Raw genomic sequence first — 23684 nt, 5'->3', positions numbered from 1 at the left:
CAGTGCCTGGATCAGCTCTATCGGCTAATCAACGTACGCACTGATCCGACTCATCAGACCAAGGATTTTCGAATGACCGCAACACAACCCCTGCAAGGTCGCACCATTATGGTAACCGGCGCGGGCTACGGCATCGGCCGTGAAGCCGCACTGACCTACGCCCGTGCCGGTGCCACCGTGCTGTTACTGGGACGCACCCAGGAAGCACTCAACGACACCTACGACCTGATTGAAGCAGAGCAGCTGCCGCAAGCGGCAGTACTGCCCTTCGACCTTGAAAGCAGCGAAGAAACGCCCTATCAACAGCTGGCCCAATTAATCAAAGAGCATTTTGGTCATCTGGATGGTCTGTTGCTGAATGCCGGGGTGCTCGGCCAGCGCACCCCGATTGATAACTACCACGCTGACACCTGGCTGAAGGTGATGCAGATTAACGTCAACGGCCAATTTCTACTGATCAAACACCTGCTGCCGCTGTTACACAAGGCCCCGGCAGATGCCTCAATCCTGTTTACCAGCAGCAGTGTTGGTCGCACCGGTCGCGCCTACTGGGGTGCCTATTCGGTTTCCAAATTTGCCACCGAAGGGCTGATGCAGGTATTGGCGCAGGAACTGGAAAACACCAGTAATATCCGCGTTAATGCCATCAATCCCGGAGCCACCCGCACCACCATGCGAGCCGCAGCTTACCCGGTAGAAAACCCAGCCGATGTCACAGCGCCCAGCGCCATCATGCCGCTGTACTTGCATCTGATGAGTCCGGCAGCTATCGGTATTCATGGTCAAAGCCTGGATGCCCAGGGAGATAATGCTTTTTTGATCGACTAACGATCGTTTGATTCTTGCTGCGATAGCTTACTGAGTAGCTGCCACTGCATTCCTACGCAGCGCGTGGGAATGCGACAATCATTGGCTCCTATGCGCTGGTGTGGAGCCGAACCTGCAACGGCATTTCCGCAGCACTGTGGGAACGAGAACATCTGACTCCTGACAAAATATTGACAAAACCTTCAAGGCAAACGCCAGAAAACATGTTTCCTCTCTCGGCAATCCTTGCCGCTCTGCCGCAGCTGTTGCCGCCTGATACCAGAAAATAAATATAATGCATTGAATTTAATGGAGTTTTATAAAAAACCAACAATGGCATGAAATTCGCTAAATACCTCACATCTTAATAATAAACCGGCAAGAGGTAGCGACTGGTGACCCCATTACAAAGCAGTGGCCAGGTCGGAAAGGCAATCGCCCCATTCGGCGAACTGGCATTCAAGCCCGATATTCGGCCCGACGTACTATTCCGGCTCACTGGCAAACTCCAGAGCACGCTCGAGCTGCCCCTGCTGATTGAAATTTTTTTCAAGAATATACAAAGCAGCGTGTCTGTCGATGGCATCAGTTATCGGGTACGTGAGCGCCAGATTGTTGTTAGCCAAGGGCGAACCAGTGCCCACAGCGTCAACTATGAGCTCAGTACCCACGGTGACAAGGTTGGCGAGCTGATTTTCTTCCGCTCCAGCCGCTTTCCCGAGTATGAACTGGCCAATATTGAAGGCTTGCTCAGCACGCTACTGCATCCCTTGCGTAACGCCTTGCTCTATCAGGAAGCACTGGACGCGTCCTTCAGGGACTCACTGACCGGAGCAGGCAACCGGGTAGCACTGGATCGGACACTGGATCGGGAGATAGAACTGAGTCGTCGCCATGAACAGCAGCTGTCGTTGCTGATGCTTGACCTGGACAATTTCAAGAGCATCAACGATCAACACGGCCACAGCAGCGGCGATGCCGTATTAAAGGAAACCGTACGAGCCATCACGGACTGTATGCGCCAGACCGACCTTTGTTTCCGTTATGGCGGAGAAGAATTTCTGATATTGCTGAGTAACGCCAGCCAGGCAGACGCCTTGATTGTCGCCGATCGCATTCGTGAAACCATCAGCAAACTGCTGATCCCCGCAACCCAAACAACCACCATGACCGCAACTGCCAGTATTGGCTGTGCCAGCCTGACTGTGTCCGACTCCCGTCAAAGCCTGATTCACAGGGCAGACCTGGCACTTTACACTGCCAAGAACCGGGGTCGAAACTGCGTGGTAGGCGAGGCAACCCTGTCGCAGGGCCTGATGAAAGAAAAGCGCCAGTAGCGCTCTCCTTCAATGCCACCTTCAGGCGTCAGGGCTGTGACGCTTGGGGCGAGCACTGGCTTGCTGGCGGATTTTCTGGCGTTTCTGATGACGCTGGAACTGCTCCTTTTCCTTCCCGATCAGACGGCGTATACGCTTGCGTTCCAGACCCACCGAATCCGACAAGTCATTCAATTCGCGCTGCCCCAACTCGACCCAGGTTCCGACCGGAATATTGGATGGCAGAAAAATACAGCCGTAACGTACGCGTTTAAGACGACTGACTTCAATACCCTGGCTTTCCCACAGGCGTCGAACCTCGCGGTTACGCCCTTCCATCAGCACAACGTGAAACCACTTGTTCTGACCTTCGCCATCGAAGTACTTCACATCGGCGAACTTGGCCATGCCATCATCCAGCAGTACGCCTTCTTTCAAACGGGTAATCATGGCTTCGTCAACGTCACCACGTACCCGTACCGCATATTCGCGGTCAACACCGGTCGATGGGTGCATCAGTCGGTTGGCCAACTCACCATCCGTGGTAAACAGCAATAAACCACTGGTGTTAATGTCCAGGCGGCCCACGTTGACCCAGCGCTCACCTTTGGTCTTGGGCAAATGCTCAAAGACGGTCGGACGCTTGTCTGGATCCGTGCGGCTACATACTTCACCGACCGGCTTGTTGTACGCCAGCACACGACGGTCACGACCAATATCATCCAGTTTGATTGGACGACCATCGAGGCGCACGTCATCGTGTTTGTCGGCACGATCACCCAATACGGCGGTTTTACCATTCAGGCCGACACGGCCTTCGGCAATCCAGCGTTCGGCTTCACGACGCGAGCTGGCAACGGCACTGACGGCGAGGATTTTCTGTATACGTTCTTTCATGACTGGTTATCTTGTTTCCGGGCATCCTCTGCATCGTGTTCCGATGCCGCTGAGGTTGCAGATGTCTGGGAAGCGTCCCGGTGTTCTGATTGCTGCAGCCGGTCGATCAAATCGCCGAGCTGCTTCCGGGCCGGGCCGCCCTCTGTATTGCTACCTTGTTTTACCTTGCTACCGCCGTGCAGGTCTTCTTCATTACGGGCAAACAGATTCTGTTCGACCTTGGCCACCAGCACGTCGGCCTGCGCCAGATCATCGGCAGTGGCATCCAGCACATCTGCTCCACGCCTGGCGACGTCTTCATTTCGGGTAAATGTATAATCGTCATCAGGACGACGTTTGGCTTCGGCATCATCGCCCAATGCCAGCTTGCGATTGGCCTCATCCAGTTCCCGTATTGCCATCAATGACGGTAGCTGGTCGAGACTGCTGAGGCCAAAATAATCGAGAAATTCTGCTGTGGTGGCGAACAGGGCTGGTCGGCCAGGTACATCACGATGGCCAACCACTTTGATCCATTCACGTTCCAGTAATGTTTTGATAATACTGGAACTGACCACAACCCCCCGCACATCTTCAATATCACCACGGCTAACGGGCTGACGATAGGCGATCAGCACCAGGGTTTCCAGCAATGCGCGGGTGTAACGCGGTGGCCGTTCTTCCCACAACCGGCTCACCCAGGGCATGGTGTGCTGACGCACTTGCAAACGATAACCGCTGGCGACCCTGACCAGTTCTATCCCCCGACCCTGCAGCTGGCTGTCCAGCAGTTCAAGTGCTGCCCGCAGTTCGGAGTTGAGCGGTTGACGCTGTTCATCAAACAAACTGGCCATCCGCTCCAGTGACATTGGCGCGGCATGCACCAGCATCGCGGCTTCCAGCACTGACGCCAGCTGCGCTGGCGTCAGTGCATGACCAGCACCCGCTAGCCGGTATGTATCGCTGCCAGCTTCACTCATCGTCGGCATATGCTCCGTTGGATGGTTTTATACGGACATGGATCGGGCCAAATTGCTGCTGTTGCACCAATTCAACCAGTTTTTCCTTGACCAGTTCAAGCACGGCCAAAAACGTTACCACGACCCCCAAACGACCTTCTGCCGGATCGAACAGCTGAATAAAAACGATAAAATCATTGCCACTCAATCGCTCCAGCACCTGGCTCATACGCTCCCGCGTCGACAGTTGCTCACGCTGAACCTCATGATGCTCGGTACGATCAGCCCGCCGCAAGACATCCGCATACGCCAGCATCAATTCGCGCAGATCCACCTCTGGATGCAAACGTTTCAGCGTCGGCGGGTCAACCATCAGACTGGCCTGCTGCCAATCGCGCTCCATACGCGGCAGCGCATCGAGGTCTTCGGCCGCTGTTTTGAAGCGTTCGTACTGCTGCAAGCGCCGGATCAGCTCGGCACGGGGGTCTTCTTCCTCGTCGCTGTCGCTGTCGCGGAGACGCGGCAACAACATCCGGCTTTTGATCTCTGCCAACATGGCAGCCATGACCAGGTATTCGCCAGCCAATTCCAGCTGCATGGTTTGCATCATATCGATGTAACGTAAATACTGGTCGACGATATCCGCCACGTTGACGTCAAGAATATCGAGATTCTGCTTGCGAATCAGATACAGCAACAGATCCAGTGGCCCTTCAAACTGCTCAAGGAAAACCTCCAGTGCATCTGGCGGTATGTATAAATCCAGCGGCAACTGGGTGAACGGCTGCCCCTGCACCAAGGCAAAGGGCATGTCACGCTGACCTGGAGTGGTTGGTGCGACGGCATTGGCAGACGCTGGCAATACGTTGTCCTGCAAAGGTTTCACAGCCGCTCCTGACAGGTTATTGCAACACGTTTCAAAGCCGTGAGTACAAGGCCCAAATAACCCCAAAAGCGCAGTTTATACGTGATACATGAGTCGCCTGAAGCATTTTCAACATCGTTAGTTCAACACAGCTATCGCAATCCAGTCAGAGCAACAGCGCCAGATTGTCGACCGCCGCTTAGCGGTAGCTCAGACCCATCGCTTCACGTAACTCATCCAGCGTTGCACGCGCGGCATCGCGCGCCTTGTCAGTGCCATCGGCAATCAGGCTGCGCAGTAAATCCGGCTCTTGTTGGTACTGGAAGGCACGGGCACGGATCGGCTCCTGTTCCGCCACTATCGCATCAATCACTGGCTGCTTGCACTCCAGACAACCCCATTGCCCACCCCGGCAAGCATTCTGGACACGCTGCTGTATGGCATCATCCGAATAAACCCGGTGAAACTGCCATACCGGGCAGACATCCGGATTACCAGGATCGCTCAGTCTCACTCGCGCAGGATCGGTGCGCATTGTACGTATTTGCTGACTGACCTCATCAGGCTCGGCTCGCAGCGGAATAGTATTGGCGCTGGAATTGGACATTTTTTCACCATCCAGACCCGGCATTTTGGCCGTCGGTGCCAGCATGACTTGCGGTTCAGGCAAGATCGAGCGGCCAATGCCTTCCAGATAACCGATCAACCGCTCCTGGTCTGCCAGGGTCAGACTGGTCTGCTCACGCACCAGCGCCTGGGCCGTCAGCAAGGCATCACCATTACCGTGGGATAAAAAATCCTTGCGTAATTCCTTGTACAATTTACCGAGTTTTTTACCAAGTTTTTTTAACGCCAGCCGGGCATTATCCTCGAAGCCAGCTTCGCGGCCATACAAGTAATTAAAGCGTCGGGCCAGCTCGCGTGCCATTTCAATATGGGCAACCTGATCGGCGCCCACCGGCACCAGGCCAGCACGATAGGTGAGAATATCCGCCGCTTGCAGCAGGGGGTATCCGAGCAGACCGTAAGTCAATCCTTCTGATTCCCGCAGTAACGACTGCTTGTCTTTATAGCTGGGCACTCGCTCCAGCCAGCTCTGGGGCGTCAACATCGACAGCAGCAGGTGCAATTCTGCCTGTTCCGGCACCTTGCTCTGAATAAACAGGGTAGCCGAACCCGGATTAATCCCGACGGCCAGCCAATCGATCAGCATGTCCCAGACATTGGCCGACAGCGACTGAGGGTGTTCGTATTCCGTCGTCATGGCATGCCAGTCGGCGACAAAGAAAAAGCACTCGTACTCGTGCTGCAGGCGCACCCAGTTTTTTAACACGCCATGATAATGACCGAGATGCAACCGACCTGTCGGACGCATGCCAGACACCACCCGCCGCTGGGAATCCACGGAGCTCAAATAACGTCCCTCTTGTATTGATCCAGTCGTTCGGGGTATTCCGGCGTCAGACGCCGGAGACAATCCGTACCGATGACCCGTCTCGCTGGATGGACGTTCACAACAACCGGGCGATACCCACCGCCTGTCGCACCTCAGCCATCAATGGTTCACTGATGGCACGGGCCTTGGCAGCACCAGCCTGAAGTTGTTCTTCGATATCCTGCGGACGTTCCATCAGGTCATTATAACGTTCACGCGCTTCGGCCAATTCCGCATTAATCAGTTCAAACAGCTGTTTCTTGGCTTCGCCCCAGGCGATACCTTCAGCAAACGCCTGACGCATGGCGGCGGTTTGGTCGGCGGTGGCAAAAGCCTGCCAGATCTGGAAAACCGTGGAGCTGTCCGGGTCTTTGGCTTCACCCGGTTCCAGCAGGTTGGTCTTGATCTTGTTGATGTGTTTTTTCAGCTGTTTTTCAGGCAAAAAGAGTGGAATGGTATTGCCATAGCTTTTGCTCATCTTGCGGCCGTCGAGACCTTGCAGCACGGCCACATGCTCATCCACCACATAGTCTGGCAGGGTCAGGATCGATGAATGGTTGCCGTAGATATGATTAAACCGCTGTGCCATATCGCGGGCCATTTCGACGTGCTGAATCTGATCCTTGCCCACGGGTACATGAGAGGCGCCAAACATCAGGATATCCGCCGCCATCAATACTGGGTAACTGAACAGCCCCATGGTGATGGCCTTGTCGGCATCTTCACCTTCCGCCATATTGGCATCTACAGATGCCTTATAGGCGTGCGCCCGATTCATCAGCCCCTTGGCGCAAATACAGCTAAGAATCCAGCACAACTCGGTGATCTGGGGGATATTCGATTGGCGATAAAAAACAGCTTTGTTGGTATCCAGCCCCAACGCCAACCAGGTAGCGGCAATTTCTTTGGTGGACTGCTGCACCGCAGCCGGATCCTGGCACTTGATCAGGGCATGGTAATCCGCCAGAAAATAGAAGGATTCGTTGGCGTCTTCCCTGCTGGCCTCAATAGCCGGACGAATGGCACCGACGTAGTTCCCCAGGTGAGGGGTTCCGGTGGTGGTGATACCGGTCAGCACCCGCTTGGGGCCGCTGGTTTGCGCGGTGACATTCGAGGTGTCTTGAATCATACAAATCATCCAGGCTGGCGAAACAACAAAACGCGCATCATACCGGTTTTATGCCCGACTGCCAGCCCAGTACCAGACGCCTAGCCGAGGATATCCGACGCATCACCAACGCCCTGCCGAACCAGCTCTGGCACCTCTTCGGTCATATCAATCACAGTCGTGGCTTCAAAACCGCAGTAACCGCCATCAATAATCAGATCGAGCTGGTTTTCCAGCGCTTGACGAATGTCGTAGGGGTCGGATAACGGCATGTCATCGCCAGGCATAATCAGCGAGCTGGTCATCAGCGGCTCGTTCATGGCATCCAGTAACGCCATGGCGATGGCGTTGTCAGGAACCCGAATGCCAATGGTGCGTTTTTTCGGGTGCATCAACAAGCGCGGCACTTCGCGAGTGGCCGGCAAAATAAATGTGAAAGCACCCGGCGTATGGGCCTTGAGCAGTCGATACTGGCTGTTATCAACCTTGGCAAACGTTGCCAGCTCGGAAAAATCCCGACACAGCAGGGTAAAATTGTGCTTTGGTCCCAGTTGGCGCAGACGCTGAATCACTTCGGTGGCTTTTTTATCACCAATACGACAGGCCAGCGCGTAGGAGCAGTCCGTAGGTATAACCCCGACTCCTCCCTTGCGCAGTATTTCGACCGCCTGATTAATCAGCCGGGCCTGGGGGTTTTCCGGATGTATCTGTAAAAACTGGCTCACATGAGCTCCTGTAACATTCAAACTGTTGCCATTGTCAACACAACGACTGCCTTGCTAGGGGGCGTTCTCAATTAGTTAACGCGTCCTGTTATGGAGAAAAAATCCATCAGGCAAGGCGTTGAACGCAGAGAATGGTGGGCCCTTTTCAAGTTCAACAACACCGCATGATGGATTTTTAACCATAACCCTTCGGGCTGAGGCCAGTTGACTCCAGAACGGTGTTATTCGTCACTTATTTAGCACGCCCTGTTTATTAAACACAGGAGGCACTCCTCATGGCTTGTTCTGAAGCCAACGGGCTCTCAGCAGGTTCGATTGACCAATTGAGAACGCCCCCTAGCCAATAATATGGCTAACGAATACGTGACTGTCAGGCATATGACGACGAATTACGCCGGGATAGACACCTGCCACTGTTGCCATACCGGCGTAATCAGTGATGGAAACGTCGGCATAACGCCCAGTTCCAGGCCAAAACGATTCGGGCCATGGTAATCACTGCCGCAAGATCCGAGCATATTAAACTCCCGCGCCAACGCCGCCATCTGGCCTGACTGGTTGCTGTCCATCTTGCCGTAACTCACTTCCAGCGCCTTGCCACCTGCAGCAGCAAAATCACGGATGCAGCTGCGCAGCTTGGTGCGGGTCATATTATAAAGGTGGGCATGGGCCAGCACCGGCGTACCTCCGGCAGCCACAATCCACTCAACCGCCGTGGTCATTTCTGGCCAGCCGCTTTTGACATCGCCTATTTTGCCAGCGCCCAGCAATTTGCTGAACGCATGCTGGATGCTGGGCACCAGGCCCTTTTCAACCAGGTATTTGGCGAAATGGGGACGCCCCAACTGGTCTGCGCTGGTGTTACCGAAAGCGATCACATCTGCCAGCGGTATGTCACAACGCAGTTTTTTTGCTAGCCGTGCTGCAATAATTTCCGCTCGCGCCGCCCGCACTGAGCTCTGATGCTGCTCGGCCTGTTGCATCACTGCGGCGTCCGGGTCAAAACCGAGCCCGACAATATGAACCGATACACCGCTCCAGACCGTAGACAATTCAATCCCAGGAATCAGCCGAATACCCAGCTCTGCCGCCGTATTCCGGCCGCGGCGGAACCCGTCTACCGTATCATGGTCTGTGATCGCCAGGGTTTTGATACCACGCCCGGCAGCAAGGCGTACCAGTTCATCCGGCGGAAAGTGGCCGTCGGATGCATTACTGTGGCAGTGCAAATCGATCTCTGAGTTCACGTGGACGCTCTTGGTAGGTTCAGCCATAATCGCCCCATTGTAATAGGACATAGAATGCGAAGCGAATGAAGTTACTCCTGGATTTTTTACCGATTGTTGTTTTTTTTCTGACCTACAAGTTCGCACCGGAACTGATTGAATGGGTATCGCCCTGGTTGAATGCCAACCAGCAGGCCTCGCTACACGCAATGGAACCGATTGTGCTGGCCACCGCCGTACTGATCCCGGCAACCATTTTGCAGATTATCTATACCCGCCTGAGCACCGGCAAGGTCGAGAACATGCACCTGGTCACGCTGGCGCTGGTCGTCGTGATGGGCAGTGCCACGGTCATTTTGCAAGATAAAACCTTTATCCAATGGAAACCCACCGTCGTTAACTGGTTATTTGCCGCTGCCTTTCTCGGCACCTACTGGGTCACCGGCACCACACTGTTGCAGCGGATGATGGGGCAGAACCTGACCCTGCCCGTGTCAGTTTGGATACAGTTGAATTATGCCTGGGTTGCCTTTTTCCTGCTGAGCGGGATTGCCAACCTGGTTGTTGCCTACAACTTTTCTGAAGATATTTGGGTAAACTTCAAGTTATTTGGCCTACTGGGGCTGACTATTGTTTTTATCATGGCCCAGTCAATCTTTTTATACCGATACATGAACCATGAGGAGCCCTGAACCATGTGGTACGCCATTATCAGCCAGGACGTCGCCAACAGTCTCGATCAACGTCTGTCGGCCCGCCCTGCACATTTAAAACGCCTGCAAACCCTGTCAGCCGAGGGTCGTCTGCTAGTCGCTGGCCCCCACCCTGCCATTGATAGCGAAGATCCCGGCAGCGAAGGATTTACCGGCAGCCTGGTGATTGCCGAATTCAACTCACTGCCAGATGCCCAGCGCTGGGCCGATACCGACCCCTATATCGACGCCGGTGTGTATCAGCAGGTCATCGTAAAACCGTTCAAGAAAGTGTTGCCATAAGGCAGCCTGCAAGGAGTAAGACGTGAAGCTGTTAACGCAACTGGGTTTATGCCTGATCATCGCCACAGGCACTACCAGCGCCCTGGCCGAACAAACGGCCGAAGGTGATCGCTATGTTGCCGTATCCTCCGGTGAAAAGCGTTATGTCACCGACACCCTGTGGCTGCAATTGCGCTCCGGCCCCACCGCCCAGCACCGGATTATTCAGGCGCTGAAAAGTGGCGAACATCTGGTATTGCTGGGCGAAAATGCCGACGCCGGTTATTCACTCGTTCGTACCGACAAGGGTAATGAAGGCTGGGTTCTGACCCGCTACCTCGACAACGAGCCGACCGCCCGTGAGCATTTGGTGTTGGCCAACCGTGAGCTGGAAAAAGCCCGTGCTGAACTTTCAACCGCCACCGAGCGCTTGCAAACACTGGAAAGCGAAGTCAAAAGCTTGCGTTCAGAACGCAGCACTCTGGAACAAAAAACAGAAAAAGCCACCCAGGAACTGAGCAGCATCCGCGAAGTATCATCCGGCGCACTGGCCCTGGATGAAAAAGCCCGCAAGCTGTCTACCCGCAATCAGGAGCTGGAAATCCAGCTCGAAGCCATGAGTGCAGAAAACGCGCAATTACGCGATGACCGCGACCTCAATCGCCTGATCTACGGCGGTGGTCTGGTCTTTCTCGGCATTCTGGCCGGGCTGATACTGCCCGCCCTGCGAGGTGGCCGCAAACACACCAGCGGTTGGTCCTGATAGCCGCCAAACACACCCGTTGCTCCGACTACACACCTTGGCCGGAGCGACACGACAGGCCTTAGCCCATTCCCTGTGGAGATATTCCGATGTACCGCCGTTTTTTACTGAAACAGCTGCTGGCCCTGAGCGCCGCACTGATGTTGTCATCCGCCTGGGCAGATCCCACTACCGAAGACTTGGTTCCGATTCGCCTGACCACCAACATGGGGCTCATTGAGCTGGTACTGGATCGCAGCAAGGCGCCGTTGTCGGTGGACAACTTTCTTACTTATGTGGCCAGCGGTCATTACAACCAGACCCTGTTTCACCGGGTCATTGGTGATTTTATGATTCAGGGTGGTGGTTACACTACCGATATGCGCCAGCGGGCAACCTTACCGCCCATCGCCAATGAAGCCAAAAACGGTCTTAAAAACGTTCGGGGAAGCATTGCCATGGCCCGCCGTGGCGATCCCGATAGCGCCACCAGCCAGTTTTTTATCAACCTGAAAGACAACGGCTTTCTGGATCACGGCAGCCGTGACTTTGGTTACGCCGTGTTCGGGCGTGTCACCGCTGGCATGGACGTGGTTGATGCCATCAGCAAGGTTGAAACGCTGCCGGGCGACAAACCCAAAGAGCCCGTCATCCTGATCAGTGTGGAACAAATTCAGTAACTTTCGCTGATCCTCTCATCACCATCCGGTACTGCCAGCCAGTACCGGTTTTTGCTACCATCAGCGCCCCGCTCCCAGTACCCGGAAAACCCGTGGCCGAAACAACCTCCCGCAGCAACGGCTCAAACAATACGTCGCACCGCACCCACTCACGGCCCGGCCCGTTACCTCCGTTGACCCCCCCGGAGATCACCTGGCAAAACGACGTACTGCCGGTATCCAGTCAGTTTGACGATCCTTATTTTTCCTTGCACGACGGTCTGGCAGAGAGTCGCTACGTCTTTCTGCAGCACAACCAGCTGCCGCACCGCTGGGCCAGCTGGCGTGGGCCATTTTGTATTGTTGAAACCGGGTTTGGTACCGGACTGAATTTTCTCACCACCTGGCAAGCTTTCCGGCAACAGCCAAACAATGACTGCTGGTTACATATCACCAGCATTGAAAAATACCCGCTATCCCGCCAACAGCTCTCCAGAGCACTGGCACTGTGGCCGGAGCTGGCAGAGTTGACCACACAATTACTGACGCAATATCCCGACGCCATCACCGGTTTTCACAGTCTTTGCTGGCCGGAGCAGCGAGTGCAGTTGACGCTGATACTGGATGATGTTGTCGATGCTTTGGCCGAGCTTTCCGGGCCGGTACATGCCTGGTATCTGGATGGATTTGCCCCGGCTAACAACCCGGAGATGTGGCAGCCTGATCTGTTCAAGCAGATTCGACGCCTAAGCCGACGCCATCCGCAACTGACAGGCTCAACCACACTGGCGACCTTTACCGCCGCCAGTGTGGTGCGCCGAGGGCTGCAAGGGGCAGGCTTTAACGTCTACAAACCCAAAGGCTATAACGGCAAACGGGAAATGTTGGCAGCCACCTATAAAGCCAGTATTGGCCCGGAGCAGCCACCAGAAGCCAATTCACAGCCTTGGATGACGCCCTCATTACCAACCCCGATGTCCCTCTCTGATAGCAGCGCGGCAGCGGTTATCATCGTAGGTGCCGGGCTGGCAGGTGCAACCACCGCCAGAGCACTGGCCGAGCGCGGTATCAAGGTGCAAGTTATCGATCAATCAGGTATCGCCACCGGCGCTTCCGGCAACCCTCAGGGAGGGCTGTATGTCAAACTGGCAGCCAACGACCAGGCGACCCATACCGAATTCTATCTGCACGCTTATCTCACCAGTTTGCGCTGGATGAATCGTCTGTTTGAGCCGTCCGCAGATGGGGTTTGGAATGCTTGCGGCGTCTTGCAACTGGCCTGGTCTGCGGCTGAACAACAGCGCCAGCAGAAATTTCTCGACCGCCTCCATTACCCAGCATCCTTGATTCAGCCGGTATCCGCTGCACAAGCCAGTGTGCTGGCTGGTAGTCCACAGCAACAAGGGGGGCTGTTCTTCCCTGCGGCTGGCTGGGTCAGCCCGGCTGATGTGTGCCAGCGGCTGTTGGATCACTCACTGATCGACGTCCAGATCGCTAATGTCAGTGCCATAACGCAACTCACCAACAAGCATTGGCAATTACAGCTCGATACAACAACAGATACAGCAGGAACAACGTCCAGCAGCCAGACCACCCAACAGCTGGTGATCGCCACCGCCGCTACCACCCAACAGTTGCTACCTGATACCTACCTGCCAATCAAATCCATTCGCGGCCAACTGACTTACCTCGATGCGGCACAAAGCCCGCCACTGACAACCGTACTGTGTGGTCGCAGCTATATGGCACCACCAAGGGAAGGACAACTGGTATTGGGCGCAACCTATCACCAGAATGATCCAGACAAGACACTGCGCGAGCAAGATCATCAAACCAACCTGGGCCACTTGCAGGACTTTGGCGATTTATGGGGTACGCTGGCCAGTAAAGTCAGTACACACAAACTGGTGGTCGGCGGCCGTACCAGTTTTCGCTGTACCACCCCCGACTACCTGCCAATGGCTGGCCCAGTCGTGGACACTGATCGTTTTATCCACTGTTACGCCCCCATGATCAAAAATGCCCGACAGATACCGGCTCGCAAGGCACCGCTACTGGAAGGACTCTGGATCAATCTGGGGCATGGTTCTCGCGGGCTGGCATCAGCGCCTTTATGCGCAGAGCTGCTGGCTTGCCAAATAACAGGCTCTGCGCTTCCGGTCAGCAACCGTGTGGCAGAAGCCTTGTGGCCAGGGCGATTTTTGTTAAGAGACATGATTCGGCGCAAATTACCGATCAAGCGGTGACGCACACCGCCAAACGCGGCATTAACAACAGAGAACAACAGAGGGAAAGGAAAAAATTAGCGACCGCTGGCTTAAACCACTCGTTTGAGCACCTTGCGTCGCTCTGCGGTTTCCCTGGCCCTTTCTGAATCTTCCCGAATCTTGCGCATCGAAGCCGACAACTCGGCACAGCAGGCACGAATGTCAGCCAACTGCGCTTTCATGGCGTCGATATCCTCAACGGCATCTGCAACTCGACGGCGCAGACGTTGTACCCGAATGTCAGTCATGGCTTCAGCCTCCTGAGGTGTATTGGCATACGGTCAGATCAACGTCCAGGCAGATCAGGATTTGATCAGATCATTTTCTGACCAGAGCAATGTGGCAGCTATTTTCGATCGGGTCAAATAACAACCGCACCTTGCCGGATTCAAGCTGCCCCATGACATGTTGCTTCTTGTCGGCCAGGCTGAATTCCACATCGCCATAATCCGTACCTTCGCGCAGCACAAATTCAGCCAGAATGTCATCCAGCGCCTCAGCGCTCAAACGATTCCAGGGTATTTCGAGCACACCGTGTTCCGGAGCGTCTTCTTGCGGATAATCAGAAGGCAAAACCAGCCTCCCTTTCCCATTCGCAGCTCATACGCAGCTCAGCATCAGAAGGGATATGGCCGCGATCCGCCTGCCAGCTAAACGTGTGCTTGCCCGACAATTCGGTTTCCAGATGTACGGTTGCCGATACCCAGAACATCGATTTTAACAGGGACTCAAACTGCCGTAGCCAGGTCTCCCATTCGTACTCAACCGCCCGATAAGAGGCTGCAAAATGGATAATCTGGGTTTGATAGGTGCCATTCAGCAGGTGTTGCCCCGGCATGGCAAACATCTCCCGACACAATAAAGACCAATCATCATCCACTCCCAGAGGCAAACTCTGCAACGCCGCCCAGTTAGTGCGCCGCTCATTCTGGGCAATCACCTCCCGAGTACTGGGGCTATGACGAATAACGCCATACACAATGGATTCCTGATCGAAATGGTTCACGGGTCTGTCCTGAAGGCTCGATACCGCAATCATAAACAAAACCGCAACAGCGGCAAGCGTCTGACACGTATTGCGCGTACTGATAGTCATAAGGGGACATATTTAATCCTGCACGGCTCTGCGCGAGTGTTGCCGTTGTTCAGGGCAAGGCGGCCATGCGATTGCCGTCACAAAATCCGCAACAAGTACCAACCAAGCCACGTGTTTTAGCTGCCGTGTTTTAACTGCTGTGTTTTAACTGTAAGGGTGCCAACGGCATTCACTCAAGCGGAAATCATCATTTGACCCAGGGATCCTCCCTTGCCAAGGGATCACTCATCACACCAAACAGGCTGCGTAGCAGGCTCGCAGGATGACAATAGCCGAAGGCGTATTGCATCAAAATGTCTTTTTAATCACCTCGACGATTTATTGGCTTGGCAACAATCAATCCAGCCGCTTCTTAAACCTCACCGAGGCAAACAGCAACCCGACCACGGTAAATGCCAGCAACCACAGCATATCAAAGGTCTGTCCAGTCAGGCTGGCACCTCTCAGCACAATGCCACGAATCAGGCGCATAAAATGCGTGGCCGGCAGGGCTTCGGCAATCCATTGTGCCGGTTCCGGCATCGCATCGTAGGGGAACATAAAGCCGGATAATAAGATTGACGGCATTAAAATAAATACCGTCATCTGCATCGCCTGTAACTGCGTTTTGGTTATCGTGGAAATGACTAGGCCAATGGTCAGGCTGGCGCTGATAAACAGCAGCGCAGCCATCATCAGTGTCAGTAGCCCACCACGTATTGGAACAGAAAACACCAGGTGTCCGATACCAAGAATAATACCGACCTGAATAAACCCCACCAGAATATAAGGAACCACTTTACCGACCATTAATTCCAGAGTGTGTACCGGCGTGGTGATCAGAAATTCCATGTTGCCGTGCTCCCGTTCACGCACGATGGCGGCAGAGGTAAACATAATCATGGTCATGGTCAGAATAATGGCCAGCATTCCCGGTACGATATTCACCGCGCTGCGCTGCTCCGGATTAAAATATTGCACCAGTTCAAAGTGTGGTACCGGCAGCGTATATGCCTGATTGCTCAGTTCATTAAACGGCATATTACGTAAAGCCCGCAGGCTGGCGCTGATCATGGTATCTGAACCATCAACCAGCCATTGACCCACGGCTTGCAGCGGATTATCCGGCCCGTAGTGGATGCGTGTGTTGCCGGGAAAGTCCGGTTGGCTGAGCAGACGTCTGCTCATATCGGCTGGCAGGTAAAGTACGGCTTTGACTTCCCCCTGGGTGATGGCCTGTTCCGCCTCGGCCAGCGAATGATACACACGGCGGAAATTAACCGCCTGTGATGCTTCCAGTGCCTGCACCAGATAGCGGCTGTAACTGGACTGGCTGAGATCCAGTAAACCGGCCTGAACATGGCGCACATCGGTATTGATGGCATAGCCGAATAACATCAGTTGCATCAGTGGAATCATCACAATCATGCCGAAGGTCATGCGGTCGCGTGACAGTTGCCGCAATTCTTTGCTGACGATAGCCCAGGTTCGCAACAGGCTGAGGCGTACTGAATCAGCCCACATGGCGGCCTCCGGTAGCCACAACAAATACATCTTCCAGACTGGGGCGTACCTGTTCCAGTGGCCGTTGTCCGGTCCATTGCGCCAGCCACTGCAACGGAGCATCAACATCATTATCGACCAGTACCCGTAAACGGGTGCCGAGCTGGGCGGCGGAAACGATGTGTTTGTGTTGCAGCAGCTGTTGTTTTAATTCACGTAAATCCTCGCCGCCGACTTCAATGACCTGGGCACCCATGGTCTGCATCAATTGTTGCGGCGACCCGTCAGCACGTTTAACGCCGTGCTCCAGAATCGCCAGCGCATGGCAGCGTTCGGCTTCGTCCATATAGTGAGTTGAGACCAGGATCGTGGTGCCGTTATGACTGAGGTCGAACAAGTGTTCCCAGAATTCGCGCCGGTTTTCCGGATCAACCGCGGAAGTAGGTTCGTCAAGAAACAGCATATCCGGGTAATGCAGGGTGGCCGCTGCCAGGGCCAGACGTTGTCTCTGGCCACCACTGAGAGACCCGGCCATTTGTTTTTTATGCGCATTCAGTTCGTACAGCGCGATCAGTTCACTGACCCGAGCGCGACGGCGTCGACTGCCAAAGCCGTATATCTCGCCGACAAAATTGAGGTTCTCAAGTACGCTTAAATTGTCGTACAGCGAGAATTTCTGCGTCATATAACCAATGTGCGGGCGCAGGGATTCAGCCTGTTGCGGCAGCTGTCGTCCAAGTACCTGAATATCGCCTTCGGTCGGACTGAGTAAGCCGGTCAGCATACGGATGGAAGTCGATTTGCCACAGCCGTTGGGGCCCAGAAAACCGTAAATACTGCCCGTTGGAATACTCAGGTCAAGGTGATCTACCGCAACCGCGTCGCCAAAAGTGCGTGTCATCTGATGGGTTTCGATCGCCAGATCAGCAGCCGGTGCGGTTGCATAAGTTGCGGCAGAACGGGTTGTGGTCATGGCAACATCACTTCCAGTGTGCGACCGCTTGGCAGTGTTACGATTTGCTGCAAAGCTTCGCCCTCAAACACGATATCGGTGAGGTACATCAATGCTGCACGGTCACGTTCGTTGAGTGCGTAATAGGGCGTAAACGCCGGTTGCGAACGGATACTGCGGATAACACCGTCAAGCGGCTGTGCCAGACCATCTATCTGAACACTGACATGACTGCCGGGTGTTAAACCAGTCAGCCGGTTTTGCGGTAGATAGACCCGGGCGTAGGGATCGCTGTTGCTCAGCAGGGTAACAAGAATACTGCCGGCGCTGATGCGATCGCCGCGATGCCAGGGCAGAATATCCACCACACTATCGGCAGGAGCCTGCAGCGTTAATTCCTGTAATGAACGCCGGGCGTTATCTAACTGCGCCTGAGCGGTAGCGACAGCTGCACGGGCTTGAGCCAGCTGCTCCGGGCGGGTGCCATTGGTCAGCTCGCGTTGCTGCTGCAGCGCCTGATCCAGTGCTGCGCTGGCGCTGTCCCGGCGGGCAGTAGCGCTATCAACGTCGGCTTGTCCGGTCAGATTCTGCTGCCGCAATGCTGTTGCCCGCTGCCATTGTTGTTGTGCCTCCAGCAGGCTGGCGTTGGCACCTTCCACGCGGGCCTGGGCACTGGCAAGTTCTTCCTGCCGAGCACCATTCGTCCGTTCACTCAGATAGGCGTTTGCCTGATCCAGCTGTGCCTGTTGCACGCGAACACTGGCTTCCGCATGGGTGCTGTCCAGACTTAACAACACCTCACCGGCACGAACCACTTGCCCTTCGTGAACGCGAATATCCGTAATGATTTCGCTAGCGGGTGCGGTAAGGGTAAGGCGCTCCCGCTCCAGAGTACCCATCGCCCGGCCACTGTCGTCGGAACGGCAGCCGTTGAGGAGCAAGCCCCCCAGACAGGCCAACATAAGTGCGAGATGGCGCATCATAAGCGAGGGGCCTTTATTGTAGTGGCTGTCGTTGCTGTAGTGGCTGTCGTTGCTGATGCACTCGGGGTATCAGCTCCCGCCGTCTTGAGCAAACCATGGTGCAGCAGCTGGCTGTTATGCACCGCCAGCTTTTGCAGTCTTTCCGGTGTTGGGCTAAAACCGAATTGCTCCATCACGATCGGTGGTGCGATCAGAGGGAATATGGTCAAACTAAAAAATGACAGCCGCGCCAGTTCCGGATCAACCCCCTGTTGCAATCGTCCGCTCTCCGCCAGAGCAGATTGTACCCAGTGCCTGGAAAGCGCAATCACATCACCCAGAATCGATTGCATAATACGGAACGGTTCACTGTCATCAGGATCACTCAGTAAACGCATCACCAATCGCGGCAGTGCCGGGTTCGGAGCAATCACAGAGTGGTAATAAAGTCCGATCAGGGTATCAATATCATCGTCATTGCGGGTTTGTGCGGCTGCGCGAAAGCCTTGTAAAGCAGGCTCTACCGTTTCCCGCAACATGGCTTCCAATAACCCCGCCTTGCTACTGAAATAATAGCGGATCAGTCCGGCATCAACCCCCGCACAACAGGCAATCTGGCGTACCGATACCTGACGGTATGGCTGACTGACAAAGCAGTCGCGCGCGGCATTCAGTAAGTGTTGACGATTACTGGTGGTATCCTCGCCAGTGTTTGCGCCTTTTCCTTTCGGACGGCCTGGCCGGGAGGGTGATGCGGGTGTCGGACTGGACATAGCGACTGGCTCTGAGTTCCACAACTGAGGAATATACTAAGCGCAGAGCCAGTAGATAGGCAGAAGAATAATTCCGCAATGTCTGGCGAATGAAGAAATACCGGTTCTGGATCAGGTTTTCACAGCAATCAGGCAGACCTCACCACAAACGATCGAGAGAGAAACAAAGCGCCAGCAGCCAAAAAGTTCGTGGCGCTCTGCGGTCGAGTCAGATCAGCGGGGGCCTCGTGGTGTACGTGGGCGATCTTCACGCGGCTTGGCTTCGTTAACACGTAACGCCCGGCCATGGAGATCGGTATTATTCAACGCTTCGATGGCGGCCGTTGCGGCTGCATCATCCGCCATTTCGACAAAACCAAACCCTTTCGAGCGGTTGGTTTCACGATCCATAACCACCGTCGCTCGCCCTACTGCTCCGAACCCGGAAAATAACTCAGACAAATCTTCTTTGGTTGCGGAGTAAGGCAAATTGCCCACATAAATATTCATACTCAGATTCCAGCCAACGAGGTTGTGATTTGTTCGTCCTACACCCGCAAACAATTCAAATCACAACATCATTTGGAGGCGATAAACCAGCTTCCCCGCCGGGTCTACAATCACGCAGATTATTGAGCAGCCATAACAAAGTCAAAGAAGTTTTTATGACAATTTACCGGCTGTTACAAAGGCCCACAATGGCGATAAAAAGCCCTATAACAGTCCTGACAACACAGAATCTGCACGCCAACCGTCCTTCAACCGGGCTGAGTTTTGCTTGCAAAACATCAGTTATCATTCGGTTTTAAGCCACCCTGCTGTGTTGGCCATAACCAGTTCCACCATCATGCGGATATGATCCTCACGGTCATTGAGGCAAGGAATGTAGTGGTACTCGCGACCACCCGCTTCGAGATACAAGTGGCGATTTTCAACATCCAGTTCTTCCAGGGTTTCCAGACAATCAACGGCAAACGCCGGACTGATAATATCCACCCGCCCGGCCTTTGCCTGACCCCAATCCCTGAGTGTGAAATCGGTATAGGGCTTGACCCATTCTTCGCGCCCAAAGCGCGACTGGAAGGAACAGATCCACTGCTCTGGTTGCAAACGCAGTTCAGCAGCCAACAAGTGCGCAGTCTCCCGACACTGTGCCGGATAAGGATCACCGTTATCCTCATACCGTTGCGGAATCCCATGAAACGACATCATCAAACGATCACCACGACCATGGGCCTGCCAATAATCCCGCACCGACTGAGCCAGCGCCTGGATATACAAAGGATGGTTATAGTAACTGTTGATCCAGCGCATACCGGGCAGATGTGGGCAGGCTTTTAACCCTTTAGCCAGCCGATCAAACACAGCCGCCGTTGTAGAAGCGGAATACTGAGGATACAAAGGCAGCACCAGCATATTGTTCACCCCGGCCTGGCGCAGGACTTTCCCGGCCTGCTCCATACTGGGTTCGCCATACGTCATGGCCAAGGCAACCGGAATATCCTGACCAAACTGCTGGCTCAGTGCCTCTTTTAAGGCCCGTTGTTGTTGCAAGGAAAAATGCATCAACGGTGAACCATCGTCACGCCAAACCGACGCATAGGCCTTGGCTACCCGAGCAGGACGAATACGTAAAATCACGCCATGTAAAATCAACCACCACAATGGCCGCGCAACATCCACCACCCGGGGGTCCCACAGAAATTCCGCCAGATACTTGCGCACCGCCCCAGCGGTTGGGGCCTCTGGTGTCCCAAGATTGACCAACAGCACCCCGAACGGTGGTTGATTGGATGACATGAATGCTCCTTAGCAGCCGCTTGTATAAGTTTTGCGTAAGTTTACCCAGCTCCCTTTTAAAGGTCATTAAAAGTCTGACAATCGCTCACTTTCGATACAGAGCTGTTAGCCAAACATGAAGCGGTTTATAAACGAACAAAGAGTCTGAACCCCAAGTACTGATCTGGCGATATTCGAAACTGGGAAGTCGTCGGAACCGTCTCGCTCAATCCTGGAAAACTGCAGGAGATCCAGCGCTACCCGGAACTGTCTCCGGAAGTGCTCAAGACCGTGGCCAGTCGGGAGGACATCAGTGCCCGCCGCTTTGGCCAGCATCTGGAAGCCGAACAGCAAGCGCAGACACGGGAACGACAACCGGATGCCGCTGAACCGTCTTGCCCCTCCGGCGAACCACTGGATCTGAGCCGGTACGCCGCCGTTGGCCACTCTGGTGGACAGGAGGCACGCCATGAGCCAGCTTGAACAGACCCTGAAACGCTATCGAACCCTGCGTCTGAATGCCCTGAGCCGGGATCTGGTCAGCCTGATCAGCGAAGCCGAAGCGAGCGAATGGTCGTATCTGAACTTTGCCGAACGCCTCGCCAGCCATGAACTGGAACAGCGCCATGGCAGCCGGGTGCAGCGCAACCTGAAACAAGCCGGGTTCCCCTCAGAAAAACACCTGGAAGGCTTTGACTACCGCCATCAAACCACCATCAGCAAACGTCAGGTGAACGCCCTGCTGGACTTCCGCTTCCTCGACGAGCGCCACAATCTGATCCTGATTGGGCCACCCGGCGTCGGCAAGACCCACCTGGCCATTGGCATTGGCCACAAAGCGGTGGAAGCCGGTTACCGGGTGCTGTTTCGCAACGCCCTGACCCTGGTCGAAGAACTGGAACTGGCGGAAAAGAAAGGTGAGCTGAAAAAGCGACTGAAACAGCTGGGCCAATACGACCTGCTGATCATCGACGAACTGGGCTACCTGCCGATGACCCGCCAGGCACGGTACAACCTGTTCCAGCTGATCAACAGCCTGCACGAGTATCGCTCGATCATATTGACGACCAACAAGGACTTCACCAGTTGGGGGGAGTTCTTCCATGAGGACGACGTCGCAGTACCGATCATCGACCGGATTATCCACCACTCGCAGGTGTTTATGATGGGCGGAGAAAGCTACCGGCTGAAGCAGAAACTGGGCAGTTAATGCTCATAAAGTGGGTCAATTTTATTGGCCAAAGGTGGATCAAAATAGATGGCCATTGACAATCACGTATTGAGAGGCTTTGCCAGAACAGGTAATGCTAAGCGTCATGTAATCCTGCTTTCGCTTGACCAATCAGCTCTTCATGGCTTAGCTGGCTTTCTCGACTTTCTTTACCCTCTTTCAGAGCGTGACGCAATGCTTCAAGCTTGGTCTGATATTTCGCTTCTTGTTCTTCTAATAAGCGCAAACCCGCTCTGACCGCTTCACTGGCGTTGCGATAGCGACCGCTGGATTTAAGCGCACCATGCAGCAACGCATCGAACGGCTAGAGAATTTTGATCAAACACAGGGGCAATCCCTGAATAGGGATATTGAACAGTATCAACAGATACAGCAAGGAGTGCAGGAGAAATCCGAGCCTAAGCTAACGCCTTGATTAGCTACATTTCCGTTAGATCGTCCACGTTCAGTTGGCGATCAACATCCATGTTTTCATGCAGGATACGGATCACTTCCAGCGTCGTCTCGGTGTGAACATACACAATAAGATGGTGAGCATGACGGTAAATACGAAGTGTAGGCGTGTATTCCGTGCGCTCTCGGCAAATCAGCGGATTATCAGCCAGAACTGCGAAGCTCTCATCAAATTCATCAATATAACGGTTAGCCTGCGCTGTACCCCACGTTGACTGGGTATAACGCCAAATACTTTCAAGATCAGCTTCCGCTTGCGGGTATAGCAGGGCTTCACGCATTCTTAACGCTTTCTTCCATACGCGTCTTAAATGCCTGTTTATTGAACGGTTTGGGCGTACCGCTCTGCAAACCTTCATCAATGGCTTGTTGCATCGCTTGAATTTTGTGGTTGCGCTGTTGATCTTTACGGATCAAATCACGCACATAATCACTGTTGTTAGAGTAAAGACCACTGTCGATCTGCAACTCAACCCAATCGCGCATCTGGTCAGGTAAAGAAATATTCATTGTCGCCATGGAAACCGCCTTTCTTTTAGTAACAATCAACTACCACACTTTTAAGATGACATTATTTGGCAATCATTGTCAATATTATAATTCCAACGCCAAATACAGATTCCTAATCTCATCGGGCAATACACCTGGCAGGTTGACATACAGGGCAGCAGTCGGTGCATCGTGCCGATGGAGCACAGGTAGGTGCCTTGTTGCAGCAGGCTGTAATACACCTGCGCCGGTGGTTGATCCTGATACTCAGTGCTGCTCAACACCGCTTTTGCCTGAGTACGCTCTTCGACACTCAGGGCTCGTGGCTGTTGGGTATCCTTGCGCTTTCGTCGGTGTGGGCTCACCGGCCCGCAAAAATGATAACGGGCGCGTATGGCACGAAAGGTGTTACGACCAATATCCAGCACGTGACAAGCAAGGCGTTCAGAAATACCGGAGGGTAATGGTGCCTGCAGCAACTGATTCATGACGCGTCCTCGTCGAGCATGTCCAGTAGATCCAAGGCTTT

28 protein-coding genes and 1 pseudogene are annotated in these 23684 nt (G+C 54.2%); 9 read left to right on the top strand and 20 right to left on the bottom strand.

Going from position 1 to position 23684, the window contains the following annotated elements:
* Window positions 1–72: 72 nt before the first annotated feature.
* Together WG929_RS15785 and WG929_RS15780 are read left to right on the top strand one after the other, a co-directional pair.
* The gene (locus WG929_RS15785) at window positions 73–828 is read left to right on the top strand and encodes a YciK family oxidoreductase (protein ID WP_416206847.1); all 756 of its coding nucleotides are present in this window, start codon (window positions 73–75) and stop codon (window positions 826–828) included.
* Between the two features lie 374 nt (window positions 829–1202).
* Window positions 1203–2144 (top strand): GGDEF domain-containing protein, encoded by a 942-nt coding sequence (locus tag WG929_RS15780; protein WP_416206846.1) that lies wholly within the window; start codon window positions 1203–1205, stop codon window positions 2142–2144.
* Window positions 2145–2165: 21 nt separating this feature from the next.
* Here the strand turns inward: WG929_RS15780 and rluB are convergent, their stop codons facing one another.
* The 7 genes from rluB to WG929_RS15745 form a co-directional block, all read right to left on the bottom strand.
* Window positions 2166–3020 (bottom strand): 23S rRNA pseudouridine(2605) synthase RluB, encoded by an 855-nt coding sequence (gene rluB, locus WG929_RS15775; RefSeq protein ID WP_416206845.1) that lies wholly within the window; start codon window positions 3018–3020, stop codon window positions 2166–2168.
* Window positions 3017–3988 (bottom strand): SMC-Scp complex subunit ScpB, encoded by a 972-nt coding sequence (gene scpB, locus WG929_RS15770; RefSeq protein ID WP_416206844.1) that lies wholly within the window; start codon window positions 3986–3988, stop codon window positions 3017–3019. Before scpB ends, rluB begins: the two co-directional genes overlap by 4 nt.
* Window positions 3972–4844, bottom strand: coding sequence for a segregation and condensation protein A (locus WG929_RS15765; RefSeq protein ID WP_416206843.1), 873 nt, complete (start codon window positions 4842–4844; stop codon window positions 3972–3974). Before WG929_RS15765 ends, scpB begins: the two co-directional genes overlap by 17 nt.
* 178 nt (window positions 4845–5022) lie before the next feature.
* Entirely contained in the window at window positions 5023–6237 is a 1215-nt protein-coding gene (locus WG929_RS15760) for a tryptophan--tRNA ligase (RefSeq protein WP_416206842.1), read from the bottom strand.
* Window positions 6238–6334: 97 nt separating this feature from the next.
* Window positions 6335–7387, bottom strand: a complete 1053-nt coding sequence (locus WG929_RS15755) for a tryptophan--tRNA ligase (protein ID WP_416206841.1) — start codon at window positions 7385–7387, stop codon at window positions 6335–6337.
* Between the two features lie 80 nt (window positions 7388–7467).
* Window positions 7468–8091, bottom strand: coding sequence for an L-threonylcarbamoyladenylate synthase (locus WG929_RS15750; protein ID WP_416206840.1), 624 nt, complete (start codon window positions 8089–8091; stop codon window positions 7468–7470).
* A 389-nt stretch (window positions 8092–8480) separates the two neighbouring features.
* Window positions 8481–9338: a PHP domain-containing protein gene (locus tag WG929_RS15745; protein WP_416206839.1), complete on the bottom strand. Its 858-nt coding sequence runs from the start codon at window positions 9336–9338 to the stop codon at window positions 8481–8483.
* A 65-nt stretch (window positions 9339–9403) separates the two neighbouring features.
* Between WG929_RS15745 and WG929_RS15740 the strand changes: the two genes are divergently transcribed.
* From WG929_RS15740 to mnmC, 5 genes are all read left to right on the top strand, one after another.
* Window positions 9404–10009 (top strand): septation protein A, encoded by a 606-nt coding sequence (locus WG929_RS15740; protein WP_416206838.1) that lies wholly within the window; start codon window positions 9404–9406, stop codon window positions 10007–10009.
* Between the two features lie 3 nt (window positions 10010–10012).
* The gene (locus WG929_RS15735; protein WP_416206837.1) at window positions 10013–10312 is read left to right on the top strand and encodes a YciI family protein; all 300 of its coding nucleotides are present in this window, start codon (window positions 10013–10015) and stop codon (window positions 10310–10312) included.
* 22 nt (window positions 10313–10334) lie between these two features.
* On the top strand, window positions 10335–11054 hold the full coding sequence (locus tag WG929_RS15730) for a TIGR04211 family SH3 domain-containing protein (RefSeq protein ID WP_416206836.1): 720 nt from the start codon (window positions 10335–10337) through the stop codon (window positions 11052–11054).
* Between the two features lie 89 nt (window positions 11055–11143).
* Entirely contained in the window at window positions 11144–11713 is a 570-nt protein-coding gene (locus tag WG929_RS15725; protein ID WP_416206835.1) for a peptidylprolyl isomerase, read from the top strand.
* Between the two features lie 92 nt (window positions 11714–11805).
* Window positions 11806–13938, top strand: a complete 2133-nt coding sequence (gene mnmC / locus WG929_RS15720; RefSeq protein WP_416206834.1) for a bifunctional tRNA (5-methylaminomethyl-2-thiouridine)(34)-methyltransferase MnmC2/FAD-dependent 5-carboxymethylaminomethyl-2-thiouridine(34) oxidoreductase MnmC1 — start codon at window positions 11806–11808, stop codon at window positions 13936–13938.
* A 71-nt stretch (window positions 13939–14009) separates the two neighbouring features.
* Here the strand turns inward: mnmC and WG929_RS15715 are convergent, their stop codons facing one another.
* The 9 genes from WG929_RS15715 to hemH all read right to left on the bottom strand — a co-directional run bounded on the left by WG929_RS15715 (window position 14010) and on the right by hemH (window position 21003).
* Window positions 14010–14207, bottom strand: a complete 198-nt coding sequence (locus WG929_RS15715; protein WP_416206833.1) for a hypothetical protein — start codon at window positions 14205–14207, stop codon at window positions 14010–14012.
* A 70-nt stretch (window positions 14208–14277) separates the two neighbouring features.
* Window positions 14278–14532: a YheU family protein gene (locus tag WG929_RS15710; RefSeq protein ID WP_369854959.1), complete on the bottom strand. Its 255-nt coding sequence runs from the start codon at window positions 14530–14532 to the stop codon at window positions 14278–14280.
* Window positions 14522–14965, bottom strand: a complete 444-nt coding sequence (locus tag WG929_RS15705; RefSeq protein WP_369854960.1) for a hypothetical protein — start codon at window positions 14963–14965, stop codon at window positions 14522–14524. Before WG929_RS15705 ends, WG929_RS15710 begins: the two co-directional genes overlap by 11 nt.
* Window positions 14966–15391: 426 nt before the next feature.
* On the bottom strand, window positions 15392–16558 hold the full coding sequence (locus tag WG929_RS15700; protein ID WP_416206832.1) for an ABC transporter permease: 1167 nt from the start codon (window positions 16556–16558) through the stop codon (window positions 15392–15394).
* Window positions 16548–17510 (bottom strand): ABC transporter ATP-binding protein, encoded by a 963-nt coding sequence (locus WG929_RS15695; RefSeq protein WP_416206831.1) that lies wholly within the window; start codon window positions 17508–17510, stop codon window positions 16548–16550. Before WG929_RS15695 ends, WG929_RS15700 begins: the two co-directional genes overlap by 11 nt.
* Window positions 17507–18472, bottom strand: coding sequence for an HlyD family secretion protein (locus WG929_RS15690; RefSeq protein ID WP_416206830.1), 966 nt, complete (start codon window positions 18470–18472; stop codon window positions 17507–17509). The genes WG929_RS15695 and WG929_RS15690 overlap by 4 nt, the downstream gene beginning before the upstream one ends.
* Window positions 18469–19224 (bottom strand): TetR/AcrR family transcriptional regulator, encoded by a 756-nt coding sequence (locus WG929_RS15685; protein WP_416206829.1) that lies wholly within the window; start codon window positions 19222–19224, stop codon window positions 18469–18471. Before WG929_RS15685 ends, WG929_RS15690 begins: the two co-directional genes overlap by 4 nt.
* A gap of 213 nt (window positions 19225–19437) precedes the next feature.
* Window positions 19438–19713 (bottom strand): RNA-binding regulator, encoded by a 276-nt coding sequence (rbp, locus tag WG929_RS15680; RefSeq protein WP_369854966.1) that lies wholly within the window; start codon window positions 19711–19713, stop codon window positions 19438–19440.
* Between the two features lie 285 nt (window positions 19714–19998).
* Window positions 19999–21003: a ferrochelatase gene (hemH, locus tag WG929_RS15675; RefSeq protein WP_416206828.1), complete on the bottom strand. Its 1005-nt coding sequence runs from the start codon at window positions 21001–21003 to the stop codon at window positions 19999–20001.
* 258 nt (window positions 21004–21261) lie between these two features.
* On the opposite strand from hemH, the gene WG929_RS15670 reads away from it, so the two are divergent.
* Together WG929_RS15670 and istB are read left to right on the top strand one after the other, a co-directional pair.
* Window positions 21262–21465 carry a hypothetical protein gene (locus tag WG929_RS15670; RefSeq protein WP_416206827.1) on the top strand — a complete coding sequence of 68 codons (204 nt, stop codon included), beginning with the start codon at window positions 21262–21264 and terminating at the stop codon, window positions 21463–21465.
* A complete protein-coding gene (gene istB, locus WG929_RS15665) occupies window positions 21452–22192 on the top strand; it encodes an IS21-like element helper ATPase IstB (protein ID WP_416206826.1) in 741 nt (246 codons plus the stop codon). The genes WG929_RS15670 and istB overlap by 14 nt, the downstream gene beginning before the upstream one ends.
* Before the next feature lie 97 nt (window positions 22193–22289).
* On the opposite strand, the gene WG929_RS15660 is transcribed toward istB, so the two are convergent.
* From WG929_RS15660 to WG929_RS15645, 4 genes and pseudogenes are all read right to left on the bottom strand, one after another.
* The gene (locus tag WG929_RS15660; protein WP_416206825.1) at window positions 22290–22505 is read right to left on the bottom strand and encodes a type II toxin-antitoxin system ParD family antitoxin; all 216 of its coding nucleotides are present in this window, start codon (window positions 22503–22505) and stop codon (window positions 22290–22292) included.
* A gap of 127 nt (window positions 22506–22632) precedes the next feature.
* Window positions 22633–22947 (bottom strand): type II toxin-antitoxin system RelE/ParE family toxin, encoded by a 315-nt coding sequence (locus WG929_RS15655; RefSeq protein WP_416206824.1) that lies wholly within the window; start codon window positions 22945–22947, stop codon window positions 22633–22635.
* Window positions 22940–23185 (bottom strand): type II toxin-antitoxin system ParD family antitoxin, encoded by a 246-nt coding sequence (locus tag WG929_RS15650; protein WP_369856954.1) that lies wholly within the window; start codon window positions 23183–23185, stop codon window positions 22940–22942. Before WG929_RS15650 ends, WG929_RS15655 begins: the two co-directional genes overlap by 8 nt.
* 41 nt (window positions 23186–23226) lie before the next feature.
* Window positions 23227–23684 (bottom strand): annotated as a pseudogene (locus WG929_RS15645) (hypothetical protein); the annotation flags it as partial.

This window comes from Oceanobacter antarcticus, from assembly GCF_044962685.1.
GTDB lineage: Bacteria > Pseudomonadota > Gammaproteobacteria > Pseudomonadales > Oceanobacteraceae > Oceanobacter > Oceanobacter antarcticus.
This window is presented reverse-complemented; position numbering and strand designations above follow the sequence as displayed.

Excerpts from the sequence above, each read along its gene's own strand:
- WG929_RS15785 (WP_416206847.1), top strand. The coding sequence starts at position 73 with ATGACCGCAACACAACCCCTGCAAGGTCGCACCATTATGGTAACCGGC.
- rluB (WP_416206845.1), bottom strand. The coding sequence starts at position 3,020 with ATGAAAGAACGTATACAGAAAATCCTCGCCGTCAGTGCCGTTGCCAGC.
- scpB (WP_416206844.1), bottom strand. The coding sequence starts at position 3,988 with ATGCCGACGATGAGTGAAGCTGGCAGCGATACATACCGGCTAGCGGGT.
- WG929_RS15755 (WP_416206841.1), bottom strand. The coding sequence starts at position 7,387 with ATGATTCAAGACACCTCGAATGTCACCGCGCAAACCAGCGGCCCCAAG.
- WG929_RS15740 (WP_416206838.1), top strand. The coding sequence starts at position 9,404 with ATGAAGTTACTCCTGGATTTTTTACCGATTGTTGTTTTTTTTCTGACC.
- WG929_RS15735 (WP_416206837.1), top strand. The coding sequence starts at position 10,013 with ATGTGGTACGCCATTATCAGCCAGGACGTCGCCAACAGTCTCGATCAA.
- WG929_RS15725 (WP_416206835.1), top strand. The coding sequence starts at position 11,144 with ATGTACCGCCGTTTTTTACTGAAACAGCTGCTGGCCCTGAGCGCCGCA.
- WG929_RS15715 (WP_416206833.1), bottom strand. The coding sequence starts at position 14,207 with ATGACTGACATTCGGGTACAACGTCTGCGCCGTCGAGTTGCAGATGCC.
- WG929_RS15700 (WP_416206832.1), bottom strand. The coding sequence starts at position 16,558 with ATGTGGGCTGATTCAGTACGCCTCAGCCTGTTGCGAACCTGGGCTATC.
- WG929_RS15695 (WP_416206831.1), bottom strand. The coding sequence starts at position 17,510 with ATGACCACAACCCGTTCTGCCGCAACTTATGCAACCGCACCGGCTGCT.
- WG929_RS15690 (WP_416206830.1), bottom strand. The coding sequence starts at position 18,472 with ATGATGCGCCATCTCGCACTTATGTTGGCCTGTCTGGGGGGCTTGCTC.
- WG929_RS15685 (WP_416206829.1), bottom strand. The coding sequence starts at position 19,224 with ATGTCCAGTCCGACACCCGCATCACCCTCCCGGCCAGGCCGTCCGAAA.
- rbp (WP_369854966.1), bottom strand. The coding sequence starts at position 19,713 with ATGAATATTTATGTGGGCAATTTGCCTTACTCCGCAACCAAAGAAGAT.
- hemH (WP_416206828.1), bottom strand. The coding sequence starts at position 21,003 with ATGTCATCCAATCAACCACCGTTCGGGGTGCTGTTGGTCAATCTTGGG.
- istB (WP_416206826.1), top strand. The coding sequence starts at position 21,452 with ATGAGCCAGCTTGAACAGACCCTGAAACGCTATCGAACCCTGCGTCTG.
- WG929_RS15655 (WP_416206824.1), bottom strand. The coding sequence starts at position 22,947 with ATGCGTGAAGCCCTGCTATACCCGCAAGCGGAAGCTGATCTTGAAAGT.
- WG929_RS15650 (WP_369856954.1), bottom strand. The coding sequence starts at position 23,185 with ATGGCGACAATGAATATTTCTTTACCTGACCAGATGCGCGATTGGGTT.